Annotated in this window: 12 protein-coding genes; 7 read left to right on the plus strand and 5 right to left on the minus strand. The window is 67.7% G+C overall.

Annotated features, from left to right (window positions below; genetic code table 11):
• Positions 1-8 precede the first annotated feature (8 nt).
• Together EV691_RS02380 and yrfG are read right to left on the minus strand one after the other, a co-directional pair.
• On the minus strand, positions 9-488 hold the full coding sequence (locus tag EV691_RS02380) for a glycine zipper domain-containing protein (protein WP_131298979.1): 480 nt from the start codon (positions 486-488) through the stop codon (positions 9-11).
• Between the two features lie 230 nt (positions 489-718).
• Positions 719-1,384 (minus strand): GMP/IMP nucleotidase, encoded by a 666-nt coding sequence (gene yrfG / locus EV691_RS02385; RefSeq protein WP_131298978.1) that lies wholly within the window; start codon positions 1,382-1,384, stop codon positions 719-721.
• Positions 1,385-1,544: 160 nt separating this feature from the next.
• On the opposite strand from yrfG, the gene nudE reads away from it, so the two are divergent.
• A complete protein-coding gene (gene nudE, locus EV691_RS02390; RefSeq protein WP_131298977.1) occupies positions 1,545-2,111 on the plus strand; it encodes an ADP compounds hydrolase NudE in 567 nt (188 codons plus the stop codon).
• Positions 2,108-2,929, plus strand: coding sequence for a 3'(2'),5'-bisphosphate nucleotidase CysQ (gene cysQ, locus EV691_RS02395; RefSeq protein WP_089169363.1), 822 nt, complete (start codon positions 2,108-2,110; stop codon positions 2,927-2,929). The genes nudE and cysQ overlap by 4 nt, the downstream gene beginning before the upstream one ends.
• A gap of 42 nt (positions 2,930-2,971) precedes the next feature.
• Here cysQ and EV691_RS02400 read toward each other — a convergent pair whose 3' ends face one another.
• From EV691_RS02400 to EV691_RS02410, 3 genes are all read right to left on the minus strand, one after another.
• A complete protein-coding gene (locus EV691_RS02400; protein ID WP_131298976.1) occupies positions 2,972-4,870 on the minus strand; it encodes a beta-ketoacyl synthase in 1,899 nt (632 codons plus the stop codon).
• Positions 4,871-5,181: 311 nt separating this feature from the next.
• Positions 5,182-6,372, minus strand: coding sequence for a methionine adenosyltransferase (gene metK, locus EV691_RS02405; protein WP_131298975.1), 1,191 nt, complete (start codon positions 6,370-6,372; stop codon positions 5,182-5,184).
• Positions 6,373-6,441: 69 nt separating this feature from the next.
• The gene (locus EV691_RS02410) at positions 6,442-7,443 is read right to left on the minus strand and encodes an ArsR/SmtB family transcription factor (RefSeq protein ID WP_131298974.1); all 1,002 of its coding nucleotides are present in this window, start codon (positions 7,441-7,443) and stop codon (positions 6,442-6,444) included.
• 247 nt (positions 7,444-7,690) lie between these two features.
• Between EV691_RS02410 and tkt the strand changes: the two genes are divergently transcribed.
• The 5 genes from tkt (at position 7,691) to EV691_RS02435 (ending at position 13,938) form a co-directional block, all read left to right on the plus strand.
• Complete coding sequence (gene tkt, locus EV691_RS02415) at positions 7,691-9,688, plus strand: transketolase (RefSeq protein ID WP_131298973.1); 1,998 nt, start codon at positions 7,691-7,693, stop codon at positions 9,686-9,688.
• 127 nt (positions 9,689-9,815) lie between these two features.
• A complete protein-coding gene (gene epd, locus EV691_RS02420) occupies positions 9,816-10,862 on the plus strand; it encodes an erythrose-4-phosphate dehydrogenase (RefSeq protein WP_131298972.1) in 1,047 nt (348 codons plus the stop codon).
• Between the two features lie 31 nt (positions 10,863-10,893).
• A complete protein-coding gene (locus EV691_RS02425) occupies positions 10,894-12,054 on the plus strand; it encodes a phosphoglycerate kinase (RefSeq protein ID WP_131298971.1) in 1,161 nt (386 codons plus the stop codon).
• A gap of 224 nt (positions 12,055-12,278) precedes the next feature.
• Complete coding sequence (gene fba / locus EV691_RS02430; RefSeq protein WP_131298970.1) at positions 12,279-13,343, plus strand: class II fructose-bisphosphate aldolase; 1,065 nt, start codon at positions 12,279-12,281, stop codon at positions 13,341-13,343.
• Between the two features lie 157 nt (positions 13,344-13,500).
• A complete protein-coding gene (locus EV691_RS02435; protein ID WP_278250241.1) occupies positions 13,501-13,938 on the plus strand; it encodes an outer membrane protein transport protein in 438 nt (145 codons plus the stop codon).
• Positions 13,939-14,086: the final 148 nt, after the last annotated feature.

The following is a 14,086-nucleotide window of genomic DNA, read 5'->3' on the forward strand; positions in this document are numbered from 1 at the left end:
CACCGCTATCAGTCGTCGTGACGATGGCGACGCTTGTGCTTGTGCTTGTGGTGGCCGCGGTGATAGCCATTGTCGTGGTAATGGTGGTGGTGCTCGACGCGGCGGCGACCGCCATGGTCGTCGTCGTCGTCATCGTCGCCATAGGCGTTGCCCAGGGCGCCGCCGCCGGCGCCTCCGAGTGCGGCGCCGATCACGCCGCCGGTACGGCCGCCGACCGAATTGCCGATGACGTTGCCGCCGGCCGCACCGAGCCCGCCGCCGATGGCCGCTTCGGTCCGGCTGCGGCGGTCGGCGCCGATCCCGGCGCCGGCTGCACCGCCAACCCCCGAGCCGATCACCGCGCCGGTGGAGCCACCCAGGGCGCCCCCGACAACCGAGCCCAGTGTGCCGCCCAGTGCGCCGCCGACAGCTGCCTCGGTGTTGCCGCCAGCGAATGCCGCGCCGCTGGCCAGGCCGAAGGAGAGCAGGAGTATGGGTGCGTACTTCATGACGTGGGGAACCTCAGTGGGGATGACGAGGCGATCCTCTCCGCCGTGAAGGCTTTGTGCAAGCATTTTCTGCCGATCTGCAGGATTTTTTGTTGCTTTGTAACTCGTTGTTTGTTAAGGGGAACTTTGCGAAATCGGGACTGTCAACCCTTTTCTGCAGGTCGTTTCTGCCTTTTTCCCAGCCTTCCGGCGACCGTCGTGATCCGCTCTGGCACGGTCTTTTCCCTGGCTCAGCAAAGCCCCTCGCACAGCGCCGGATAGCTCTCCACGGCGGTGAATTCCCCAGTGTCCTTCGGTCCCTGCCGGCTGTCCGGCTGGCGTACCGCCAGCAGATGGGCGATGCCGTAGCGCCGGGCGCTGCGCAGGACCGGCAGGCTGTCGTCGATGAACAGGCTGCGTGCCGGCGCGAAGCCGAAGTCCTGCTGCAGGGCGAGCCAGAACTGCTGGTCCTCCTTGGGAAAGCCGTAGTCGTGGGAGCTGATCAGGCGGTCGAACCAGGGGGCCAGTTCGACCCGCTCCAGCTTCAGCGACAGCGAATCGCGGTGCGCGTTGGTGATCAGCGCGACGCGCTTGCCGGCCCTGCGCAGGGCGGCGAGGAAGCGGTCGGCGTCCGGACGCAGGGCGATCAGGTGGGCGACCTCGCGCTTGAGCTCGACGACCGACAGCTTCAGCTCGGCGCTCCAGAAGTCTAGGCAGTACCAGGTCAGCCGGCCGGCATGTTCGCGGAACAGCGGCAGCAGTTCCTGCTCGGCCATCGCGCGGCTGATGCCGTGGTGCTCGGCATAGCGTTGCGGCAGGTGCTCCAGCCAGAAATGGTTGTCGAAATGCAGGTCGAGCAGGGTGCCGTCCATGTCGAGCAGGACGGTATCGATTTCGCTCCAGGGTAGCGGGGGCATGGCGGCTCTTGTCGGGTGGAGGCTTCGGGAAGCGTGGCATGCGAAGGACCTGCGCGCTATCGGCCAAGGGCGAGCCGCGCCGCAAGCCGGGGTATGATACCCAGCCACAGGGCTCCAGAAGAACGTCCAATCGAGCCTCCCATCCAGTCGAGGAATGACTATGCGCCAGAAACCCACCGTACTCGTTCGAGCGATCGTCGCGACCAGCCGCCTGTTTCGCGTCGAGGAACTGCAGCTGCGCTTCAGCAATGGCGTCGAGCGCACCTATGAGCGTCTGGTGGGCACCGGCAGCGGCTACGGTGCGGTGATGATCGTCGCGCTGATCGACGACCAGCACGCCCTGCTGGTGGAGGAATACTGCGCCGGCACCGACGATTACCAGCTGTCCCTGCCCAAGGGGCTGATCGAGCCGGGCGAGGACATTCTGGTGGCGGCCAACCGCGAACTGAAGGAGGAGGCCGGCTACGGCGCTCACCATCTGGAGTACCTCACCGAGCTGTCCCTGTCGCCCGGCTACATGACCCAGAAGATCCAGGTGGTGCTGGCCCGCGACCTCTATGAAAAGCGCCTGCCGGGCGACGAGCCGGAGCCGATGCGGGTCGAGCGGGTCAACCTGCGCGAGCTGTCCGATCTGGTCCGGCATGCGCAGTTCAGCGAGGGGCGGGCCCTGGCCGCGCTCTATCTGGCGCGCGATCTGCTGGTCCAGCGCGGAGTCCTGGTCCTGTGAGCCCTGTCCCGTTCGCCCCGCTGATCGATCTGGTGCGCCAGGCCGGCGCCGCCATCCTGCCGTACTGGCGCGTGGATATCGAGGTGCAGGAGAAGGCCGACGCTTCGCCGGTGACCGCCGCCGACCTGGCCGCGCACCGCGTTCTCTGCGCCGGGCTGCAGGCGCTCGAGCCGGGAATACCGGTGCTCTCCGAGGAGGACTGCGCGATTCCCCTAGCCGAGCGCGCCGGCTGGCGTCGCTGGTGGCTGGTCGACCCGCTGGACGGCACCAAGGAGTTCATCGCCGGCAGCGCGGAGTTCACCGTCAACGTGGCGCTGATCGAGGACGGCCGGGTGCTGTTCGGGGTGGTCGGCGTGCCGGCGACTGGCTGCTGCTACTTCGGCGGCGCCGGGCTCGGCGCCTGGCGCAGCGACGCGCCGGGCCTGCAGCAGCCGATCGGCGTGCGCAGCAGCCCGGACGAGGCTTTCACCGTGGTCGCCAGCCGGCGGCACAGCAGTCCGGCCCAGGAACGCCTGCTGCAGGGGCTCGGCGCGCGTTTCGGCAGCCTGCAACTGGCCAGTGTCGGCAGCTCGCTGAAGTTCTGCCAGGTCGCCGAGGGCCGCGCCGACTGCTATCCGCGCCTGGCGCCGACCTCGCAGTGGGACACCGCCGCCGCCCAGGGCGTGCTCGAAGGCGCCGGCGGCGAGGTGCTGGACCTGCAGGGCCGGGCGCTGGACTACGCGGCGCGCGCCGACTATCTCAACCCGTCGTTCCTGGCCCTGCCGCTGGCGGCGGACTGGCGCGACGGGCTGCTCGCGCTGGCGCGGACACTGGAGTGAAGGGGGAGGGCGGGGGCGCGGCCCCCGCCGGGCGAGGCTGTCTCAGTCGAGCATGTCGCTGAAGCGCTCATCCTTCTTGAAGCGGATCGCCTGGCTGAAGCCGGGCAGCTTGATCCCTTCCTCGCTCAGTTCGATGGCGTGGTCGTCGATCATGTCCTGGCCGAAGTTGTAGAGGATGTCGAAGCGCCCCTGCAGGGCCTGCTCGTCGTAGCGGCGGGCGGCCTCGCGGGTGGTTTCGCGGCGTGCGCAGTAGTCGGCGAAGGCGGCCTCGCCATGGCGCTTGCGCAGCATCTTCTCGGTGATCCGCGGCGACAGCAGCACGCCGGTGGCGTTGTTGCCGCCGAAGCCCTTGGAGTTGATGAAGCAGACGTCCAGATCGTCGCGATGCACGTCGCGCGTGGACAGGCGCAGATGCTTGTCATGGACATCGTCGGCAAAGCGGTCGACGGTCTTGATGCCCGGCAGCAGGCCGTACTTGAAGGTACCGAGGGCGGAAATCAGCTGGTCGCCGCTGGCGGTGGCCAGGGAGTGGCCGACATAGGCTTTGACCGCGGCGACCGGCCAGTCGGCGATGCCGAAGGCCCCGGCGACGCGGTCCAGCAGCTCCGACTCGGTGACGCGGTTGGCCGGCGTACTGGAGCCGTGGGCATGGACGAAGCTGCGCTGGCGCACGCCCTCCTCGCCGACCAGTTGTATCGCGCTGGCCACCGCCTTGGCCAGGGTCAGGTAGTTGCCCGGGCCGGGGGCGGAGATGGACTTCTTGAAGCCGTCGGCGTTGACGAACACGTCCGGCGCCGCGCCGTGGATATCGGCGCCCAGCTCCAGGGCCAGGGCATCGTCCATCAGCACCACGTACTGCGCCGCCTCGGCCAGGGTGAACCCGCAGTTGGCGCCGAAGGGCCGGCTGGCGCGGCGGAAATCCACCTCGTCGCGGCCTTCGATATGGCGCAGGCCTTCCTCGGTGGCCAGGGCGCCCATGGCCGCATAGCCCTCGACGATCTCCGGGGTGATGGGCGCCTCGGCGTTGCCGACGATGACCACCCGCGCCTGGCCGGAGGTAATGACGTCGATACCCTTCTGCAGGTTGTAGAGGAAGGTGGCGCAGGCGCCGGTGATGCTGCCGGTGATGCCGACGCTGCCCAGCACATAGGCGTTGATGAAGTCGGTGGGCATGCTGTTGAAGCCCAGCGGCAGCTGCTTGGCGGAGACGCGGTGACCCTTCAGGCGCGACTGCAGCAGGCCGCCGTAGCCGTTATCGTCGAGCTGGCTCATGATGCTGCTGGAGAACACCGCCACCTCGTCGGGCTGCACGTGGTCGAGAATGGTCTGCCAGTCGATGCCGATGGAGCGCAGCGCGTCGGTGGCGGCCACCACCGACAGCTGCAGGCCGCGCGGGTGGAAGCGCGAGTTGTAGAGTTCCCCCGGCTCGAAGCCGGTGGGCAGCTGGCCGGCGGACTTCACCGGCAGCTCGCGGTAGCTGTCGACCTTGAATTCGCAGCTGCCGTGGATGGTCACCCGTACCTGGTTACCTTCGAGGGGCTCGACGCTCCAGCTGGCCGGCAGTGGCTCCGGTAACTGCTTGGTGCTGGTGGTGAAGTGCAGCGGCTCGCCTTCCCCGGACAGCGTCAGGCTCTTCTGCCAGTGGGCGGCGTCGACGTCGAAGTACTGCTTCTCGATGCGCCGGATCAGGGTGGAGGCGAGGATCTGCTCGCCGTGGCGGCGTTCGATCTCGGCCGGGGTGAGGGGCGCGCCGTCGCTGCCGCGGTACTCGCCGTCGACCACGCTGACCAGCTTCATCATCACCGCCAGTCCGGCGAGGGTTTCCTGGCGGGTCTGGGGGTCGAGAGACTCGATGACGGTGCGACGGAAACCGTGGTGGAAGGAGCTGCGACCGGCTGAGTTGTAACCACCAAAACCAACGATGACAGGTAAGCGAGACATAGCTCGAAAAACTCCTCACGCAAGAGAACTGCAGGCTCCGGAATTAGGGGCCGGTCACTGCCAGATTGCCGATCCGCTGTACGGCCCGAGGCTCGGACCTGCCGGATCGGTCACGCCGAAGCGGAATTTGGGATGTCCAGGTTGACGAGATCGTCAACGATCGAGTCACGATCACCGCAGGACGTTCGTCGCTTGGCTTTCGCGGCGGCCCGGGGCGAGGCATCGACGGGGGATCTTAGCCGATTGTAGCCCTGGACTGCAGAGGGGGAAGGCGACGACCGCCGCCAGTGTGACGGCGGTCGTCGGGGCAGTCACAGACCGGCGGCGGCGCGCAGCGCCTCGGCCTTGTCGGTGCGCTCCCAGGTGAAGGCGGTGAAGGTGTCGTCGCCGACGGTCATCTCGACCGGCGTGCGGCCGAAGTGGCCGTAAGCCGCGGTCGGACGGTACATCGGGTGCAGCAGGTCGAGCATCCGGGTGATCGCGTACGGGCGCAGGTCGAAGTGCTCGCGGACCAACTGGACGATGCGCTCGTCGCTGATCCTGCCGGTGCCGAAGGTGTTGACCGAGATGGAGGTCGGCAGGGCCACGCCGATGGCGTAGGACACCTGGATCTCGCAGCGCTCGGCGAGGCCGGCGGCGACGATGTTCTTGGCCACGTAGCGGCCGGCGTAGGCGGCCGAGCGGTCGACCTTGGACGGGTCCTTGCCGGAGAAGGCGCCGCCGCCGTGGCGGGCCATGCCGCCGTAGGAGTCGACGATGATCTTGCGCCCGGTCAGGCCGCAGTCGCCCACCGGGCCGCCGATGACGAACTTGCCGGTCGGGTTGATGTGGAACTGGGTGTCCTTGTGTAGCAGCTCGGCCGGCAGGGTGTGCTTGATGATCAGCTCCATCACCGCTTCCTGCAGGTCGGCCTGGCTGATCTCCGGGTTGTGCTGGGTGGACAGCACCACCGCGTCGATGCCGACCACCTTGCCGTTCTCGTAGCGGCAGGTGACCTGGCTCTTGGCGTCCGGGCGCAGCCAGGGCAGCAGGCCGCTCTTGCGCGCTTCGGCCTGGCGCTCGACCAGACGGTGGGAGAAGCAGATCGGCGCCGGCATCAGCACCTCGGTCTCGTTGCTGGCGTAGCCGAACATCAGGCCCTGGTCGCCGGCGCCCTGGTCTTCCGGCCTGGCGCGGTCGACCCCCTGGTTGATGTCCACCGACTGCTTGCCGATGATGTTGACGATGCCGCAGGTGGCGCCGTCGAAGCCGACATCGGAGCTGTCGTAGCCGATGTCGACGATCACGTCGCGCACCAGCTGCTCGAGGTCGACCCAGGCGGAGGTGGTGATCTCGCCGGCGACGATGGCCACGCCGGTCTTCACCAGGGTTTCGCAGGCCACGCGGGCGTGCTTGTCCTCGGCGATGATGGCGTCGAGCACCGCATCGGAGATCTGGTCGGCGATCTTGTCCGGATGGCCTTCGGACACGGACTCGGAGGTGAAAAGGGAATATTCGCTCATCGATCGGTTCCTGTTGTTTACCGGTGGCTGAGTCGGCCTCGCGGCCGTGTCATGCAATGTTCAATGGGGTCACTGTCGTTCGCCGGCGCCCATCGGTGACTTGGCGAAGTGCCGTATCTGGATCTGGAAGCCGTTGCGCAGGCCGATGTACAGGCTTTCGCCGGGCTCCAGGCCGGCCTCCGCGGCCCAGCGCGCCAGCTCGTCCTGGTCGAAGCCGAGCCAGAGGTCGCCGCAGGCTTCGCGGGCCCAGGCCTGGTCATGGCGGCACAACTCGGTCAGCAGCAGGCTGCCGCCCGGCCTGACCCGTGCGGCCAGCCACTTCAGCGCTTCGGCCGGTGCGGCGAAGTGATGCAGCACCATGTTCAGCACCACGCAGTCGGCGCGCTCCTGTCCGTCCTGCAGCGCATCGGCGAGCTTCAGCTCGACGTTCTCCAGGCCTTCCTGGGCGCAGCGCTGGCGCGCCAGCTCGAGCATCGCCGGGCTGTTGTCCAGGGCCGTCACCTTCGCGAAGCGCCGCGCCAGCTCCGGCAGCAGGGCGCCGTCGCCGGGGCCGACCTCCAGCGCGCAGGCCGAGTCGGCGAAGCCCAGGGCATCGAGCAGGGCCAGCAGGCTGTCGCGGTACTGCGGCAGGCCGGCGATCAGGTCCTGCTGGGCCTGGAACTTGTCCGCCATGCGGCTGAAGAAGTCGCGGCTGACCGCGGCGCGCTGGGCATGCACCTCGCCGATCCGCGTGCGGATCGCGGATTCCAGCTCCAGTGCGTCGACCTCCGCCAGCAGCGCCGCGCGCAACATGCCGCCGAAGCCGGCGGCGGCCGGCAGGGCGCGGCGGTAGAAGATCGCGTTGCCCTCGCGGCGCGTCGCCACCAGCCCGGCCTGGGCCAGCACCTTGAGGTGGTGGCTGATGCCCGACTGGCCGATGGCGAAGATCTGCGCCAGCTCCAGCACGCCGAAGGAATCGCTGGCCAGCACGCGCAGCACCCTGAGGCGCAGCGCGTCGCCGCCGGCCTTGCAGAGGGCGGCCAGCTCGTCGCAGTCGTCGTCGCGGCGGAGGGTGGGGACACGCAGGTTCATGGGGCAGGCAGTCTAGTCGGTCGATTTTCGTCCAGCAAGGCTGTATCAAAAAGTTTTGATATTGCCGTCGGCATTCGCAGGAGAAGGGCGTCCGTCAGGAACCCAGGCAGACGGGGAGGCGGGTCTGCGACGGGCTGCTAATCTGGCGGGTTACGGCCACTTCGACCATCTGCGATTGCCGCTGCCCGTGCGGCTGGGCGAAAATAGCCGACTTTTTCGATTCAGTACCCCCGCAGGAGATTCAGCGATGCCCAGCCGTCGTGAGCGTGCCAATGCCATCCGTGCCCTCAGCATGGATGCCGTGCAGAAAGCCAACAGCGGCCACCCCGGCGCCCCCATGGGCATGGCGGATATCGCCGAAGTGCTGTGGCGCGACTACCTCAGCCACAACCCGGGCAACCCGCAGTGGGCCGACCGTGACCGTTTCGTGCTGTCCAACGGCCATGGCTCGATGCTGATCTATTCGCTGCTGCACCTGACCGGCTACGACCTCTCCATCGACGACCTGAAGAACTTCCGCCAGCTCGGCAGCCGCACCCCCGGCCACCCGGAATACGGCTACACCCCCGGCGTCGAGACCACCACCGGCCCGCTCGGCCAGGGCCTGGCCAACGCCGTCGGCATGGCTGTAGCGGAGAAGGTGCTGGCCGCACAGTTCAACCGCCCGGGCCATACCATCGTCGACCACCACACCTACGTGTTCCTCGGCGACGGCTGCCTGATGGAGGGCATCTCCCACGAGGTCTGCTCGCTGGCCGGCACCCTGGGGCTCAACAAGCTGATCGCCTTCTACGACGACAACGGCATCTCCATCGACGGCGAGGTGCATGGCTGGTTCACCGACGACACCCCGGCGCGCTTCGAGGCCTACGACTGGCTGGTGATCCGCAACGTCGATGGCCATGACGCCGACGAGATCAAGACCGCCCTCGAGACCGCGCGCAAGAGCGAGCGGCCGACCCTGATCTGCTGCAAGACGGTGATCGGCTTCGGCTCGCCGAACAAGCAGGGCAAGGAGGAGTGCCACGGCGCCGCGCTGGGCGCCGAGGAGGTCGCCCTGACCCGCGCCGCGCTGGGCTGGAGCCATGCGCCGTTCGAGATCCCCGCCGAGCTCTACGCCGCCTGGGACGCCAGGGCCGCCGGCGCCGCCCGCGAGGCCGAGTGGAACCAGCGTTTCGCCGCCTACCAGGCCGAGTATCCGGCGCTGGCCGCGGAGTTCCTGCGCCGCAGCCGCGGCGAGCTGCCGGAAGGCTTCGCCGCGAAGGCCGCCGAGTACGTCGCCGAAGTCGCTGCCAAGGGCGAAGCCATCGCCAGCCGCAAGGCCAGCCAGAACGCGCTGAACGCCTTCGGCCCGCTGCTGCCGGAATTCCTCGGCGGCTCGGCGGACCTGGCCGGCTCCAACCTGACCCTGTGGAAGGGCTGCCAGGCGCTGAAGGCGGACGACGCCTCCGGCAACTACCTGTACTACGGCGTGCGCGAGTTCGGCATGAGCGCGATCATGAACGGCATCGCCCTGCACGGCGGTTTCATTCCCTACGGTGCCACCTTCCTGGTGTTCATGGAATACGCCTGCAACGCCGTGCGCATGGCCGCGCTGATGAGGCAGCGCGTGCTGTTCGTCTACACCCACGACTCCATCGGTCTTGGCGAGGACGGCCCGACCCACCAGCCGGTCGAGCAGCTGGCCAGCCTGCGCAGCACGCCGAACCTCGACACCTGGCGTCCGTGCGACGCGGTGGAGTCCGCCGTGGCCTGGAAAAGCGCCATCGAGCGCCAGGACGGCCCGAGCGCCCTGGTGTTCAGCCGCCAGAACCTGCCGCACCAGACGCGCGAAGCCGGGCCGCTGGCCGATCTCGCCCGTGGCGGCTACGTGCTCAAGGACTGCGCCGGCGAGCCGGAGCTGATCCTCATCGCTACCGGTTCGGAAGTCGCCCTGGCCGTGCAGGCCTTCGACAGGCTGAGCGCCGAGGGGCGTCGGGTGCGCGTCGTCTCCATGCCCTCGACCAGCGTGTTCGACCGCCAGGACGCCGCCTGGAAGCAGGCCGTGCTGCCGCTCCAGGTCGGTGCGCGGATCGCCATCGAGGCCGCGCATGCCGACTTCTGGTACAAGTACGTCGGCCTGGAAGGACGCATCATCGGCATGACCAGCTTCGGCGAGTCCGCCCCGGCCGGCGCGCTCTTCGAGCACTTCGGCTTCACCCTCGACAACCTGCTGGCCACCGCCGAGGAACTGCTCGAGGACTGATGTGCCGGCTCTCCTCTCCCGCGTGCGGGGGAGGAGGCAGGGGAGAGGGCGTGGCCGGCGCCCCCGTCTCCCCGACCTTCTCCCCTGCGGGGGAGCGGGAGCGAATCGCCTACCGCCGAGACCTGTCATGTCCAACCCTCCCTACCGCGTTGCCCTCAACGGCTATGGCCGCATCGGCCGCTGCGTTTTGCGTGCCCACTATGAGCGGGGCGCGTCGGCGGAGTTCCGCATCGTCGCCCTCAACGACCTGGCCGACCAGGCCAGCGTCGAATACCTGACCCGCTTCGACTCCACCCACGGGCGCTTCCCCGGCGCGGTGCGGGTGGAGGGCGACCGGCTGTGCCTGAACGGCGACGCGCTGCAGGTGCTGCGCGTCCCGACCCCGGAGGCCGTCGACTGGGCGGCGCTGGGCATCGACCTGGTGCTGGAGTGCTCCGGCGTCTATCACAGCCGCGCCGACGGCGAGCGCTTCCTGCGCGCCGGTGCGCCGCGGGTGCTGTTCTCCCAGCCGATGGCCAGCGAGCACGACGTCGACGCCACCATCGTCTACGGAGTCAACCAGCAGCGTCTCGCGGGCGACGAAAAGCTGGTTTCCAATGCCTCCTGCACCACCAACTGCAGCGTGCCCTTGCTGAAACTGCTGAACGAGGCGATCGGCCTGGAGTACATCTCCATCACCACCATCCATTCGGCGATGAACGACCAGCCGGTGATCGACGCCTACCACCACGAGGACCTGCGCCGCACGCGCTCGGCCTTCCAGTCGGTGATCCCGGTGTCGACCGGCCTGGCCCGCGGCATCGAGCGCCTGCTGCCGGAACTTTCCGGGCGCATCCAGGCCAAAGCCGTGCGCGTGCCGACGCTCAACGTCTCCTGTCTCGACATCACCCTGCAGACCGCCCGCGACACCTCGGCCGAGGAAGTCAACCGCGTGCTGCGCCGGGCTGCCGAGCAGGGCCCGCTCCAGGGCCTGCTGGACTACACCGAGCTGCCCCACGCCAGTTGCGATTTCAACCATGATCCCCATTCGGCCATCGTCGATGGCAGCCAGACCCGCGTTTCCGGCCCCCGGCTGGTCAACCTGCTGGCCTGGTTCGACAACGAGTGGGGGTTCGCCAACCGCATGCTCGACGTCGCCAGCCACTGGCTGAGCGTCGCCGCAGCACGACAATGAAATTCTCTGCCCGTAGAAGGACCGACCGTATATGACCGTGTTGAAGATGACCGACCTCGACCTCAAGGGTAAGCGCGTACTCATCCGCGAAGACCTCAACGTGCCGGTGAAGGACGGCGTGGTGACGAGCGACGCCCGCATCCTCGCCGCCCTGCCGACCATCCGGCTGGCGCTGGAGAAGGGCGCGGCGCTGATGGTCTGCTCGCACCTGGGCCGGCCCACCGAGGGCGAGTACTCCGCGGAGAACAGCCTTCAGCCGGTTGCCGACTACCTGTCCAAGGCCCTCGGCCGCGAGGTGCCGCTGCTCAAGGACTACCTCGACGGCGTGAACGTCGAGCCGGGGCAGGTGGTGCTGTTCGAGAACGTGCGCTTCAACAAGGGCGAGAAGAAGAACGGCGATGAGCTGGCGCAGCAGTATGCCGCGCTCTGCGACGTGTTCGTCATGGACGCCTTCGGCACCGCCCACCGCGCCGAGGGCTCGACCCACGGCGTCGCCAAGTTCGCCAGGGTCGCCTGCGCCGGCCCGCTGCTGGCCGCCGAGCTGGACGCGCTGGGCAAGGCGCTGGACAACCCGCAGCGGCCGATGGCGGCGATCGTCGCCGGCTCCAAGGTGTCCACCAAGCTCGACGTGCTCAACTCCCTGAGCCAGGTCTGCGACCAGTTGATCGTCGGCGGCGGCATCGCCAACACCTTCCTCGCCGCGGCCGGCTACAAGGTCGGCAAGTCGCTCTACGAAGCCGATCTGGTCGACACCGCCAAGGCCATCGCCGCCAAGGTCAGCGTGCCGCTGCCGGTGGACGTGGTGGTCGCCAAGGCCTTCGCCGAAGACGCCGAGGCCACCGTCAAGGCCATCGCGGACGTCGCCGACGACGACATGATCCTCGACATCGGCCCGCAGACCGCCGCGCAGTTCGCCGAACTGCTGAAATCCTGCAAGACCATCCTGTGGAACGGCCCGGTCGGGGTGTTCGAGTTCGACCAGTTCGGCAACGGCACCAAGGTCCTGGCCCAGGCCATCGCCAACGGTGACGCCTTCTCCATCGCCGGCGGTGGCGACACCCTGGCGGCCATCGATAAATACGGCGTGGGCGAGAAGATCTCCTACATTTCCACTGGGGGTGGTGCCTTCCTCGAGTTCGTCGAGGGCAAGGTGCTGCCGGCCGTGGCGGTGCTGGAAGAGCGCGCCAAGTAATACCCGTGTCTGGATGGCTCCCACGCTCCGGCGTGGGAGCCATGCCCGGGACGCTCCGGCGTCCCGGTGCATGGACGCAGGAGCGTCCGGGGAGGCGTTCCCACGCGGGAGCGTGGGAACGATCAGCTCGCTCCTACGGGCGCGCTACCCGAAATTCTTGACCCTGGCTGTGCCCCCGCGGCCGGCCGGGCAGCGATCCAACGATCATCATTGGGAGTAGAAAGATGGCACTTATCAGCATGCGTCAGCTGCTGGACCACGCCGCCGAATTCGGCTACGGCGTGCCGGCCTTCAATGTCAACAACCTCGAGCAGATGCGCGCCATCATGGAAGCGGCCGACAGGACCGACTCGCCGGTGATCGTCCAGGCTTCCGCCGGTGCGCGCAAATATGCCGGTGCGCCCTTCCTGCGCCACCTGATCCTCGCCGCCATCGAGGAATTCCCGCACATCCCGGTGTGCATGCACCAGGACCACGGCACCAGCCCGGACGTCTGCCAGCGCTCGATCCAGCTGGGCTTCAGCTCGGTGATGATGGACGGCTCGCTGCGTGAAGACGGCAAGACCCCCGCCGACTACGAGTACAACGTCCGCGTGACCCAGCAGACCGTGGCGTTCGCCCACGCCTGCGGCGTCTCCGTGGAAGGCGAGCTGGGCTGCCTGGGCAGTCTGGAAACCGGCCAGGCCGGCGAGGAGGACGGTGTCGGCGCCGAGGGCATCCTCGACCACAGCCAGATGCTGACCGATCCGGAAGAGGCGGCCGCCTTCGTCAAGGCCACCCAGGTCGACGCCCTGGCCATCGCCATCGGCACCAGCCACGGCGCCTACAAGTTCACCAAGCCGCCGACCGGCGACATCCTCGCCATCGAGCGCATCAAGGAGATCCACAAGCGCATCCCCGACACCCACCTGGTGATGCACGGCTCCAGCTCGGTGCCGCAGGACTGGCTGAAGGTGATCAACGAATACGGCGGCGACATCAAGGAAACCTACGGCGTGCCGGTCGAGGAAATCGTCGAGGGCATCAAGTACGGCGTGCGCAAGGTCAACATCGACACCGACCTGCGCCTGGCCTCCACCGGCGCGATCCGCCGCTTCATGGGCCAGAACCCCAGCGAGTTCGACCCGCGCAAGTACCTGGCCAAGACCGTCGAGGCCATGCGCGACGTCTGCATCGCCCGCTACGAAGCCTTCGGCACCGCCGGCCACGCCTCGAAGATCAAGCCGATCTCCCTGGAAGGCATGTTCCAGCGCTATGCCAAGGGTGAGCTGGCGGCGAAGGTCAACTGAGCCCCGGCTCCACCGTCGTCCCACAAGGCCCGCTGTGTGCGGGCCTTGTGCTTGTAGGTCCAGTATGGGCGCACTCTGGGCGGTGCCAGGAAGCTCGGGCCATTGATGCCATACGTTTTTTTCCAAAGCATATCAGTTGGTTCATATTTAGAACGATTTGTGCTTTGCCTGTACTGGCAACTACGAAACCTTCCTCGCCTGGCAGGTGCGGCCGGACTGGCTGATGCTCGCCAGCATTGGTTGGCAGGACTGGTCGGAGTTCGGCGCCGTGGGCGTGGAGATTGACTCCGCCAATCCGCAAAGCTTCTCCGTCGAGCGCGAGTACAAGTACATCTGGTATCTCTCGTTGGGTCTGCAGCATCGGATCAATGCGCGCCTGCGCTGGAATGCCGGCATCGGCTACGATAGTTCGGCGGTGGACGACAGGGACCGCACCCTGGACAACCCCATGAACGAAACTTGGCGCCTGGCCACCGGCTTCAACTACCGGCCGGGTGATATGGAGGTCGACCAGCAGAGGCGCAGCACCGATGTCCGGACGTTCGGGGAGTATTCCAACGCTGCCCTACACATCATCGCGGGAGGGGTGGTCTAGCGGTTCTGAGCGCGTGCCGTGTCATTTCAGCGCGCCTCCTTCGATTCCACCTGTGGTCGGCCCTGCATACGATTAAGGTGGATAATGTCCACGGTCGGCACTGGACAATCGGGCACAGGCCCTATCCGGTGCCCGATGCCCTGCACGA

The sequence above is a fragment of the Azotobacter chroococcum genome (assembly GCF_004339665.1).
GTDB classification, from domain to species: Bacteria; Pseudomonadota; Gammaproteobacteria; order Pseudomonadales; family Pseudomonadaceae; genus Azotobacter; species Azotobacter chroococcum.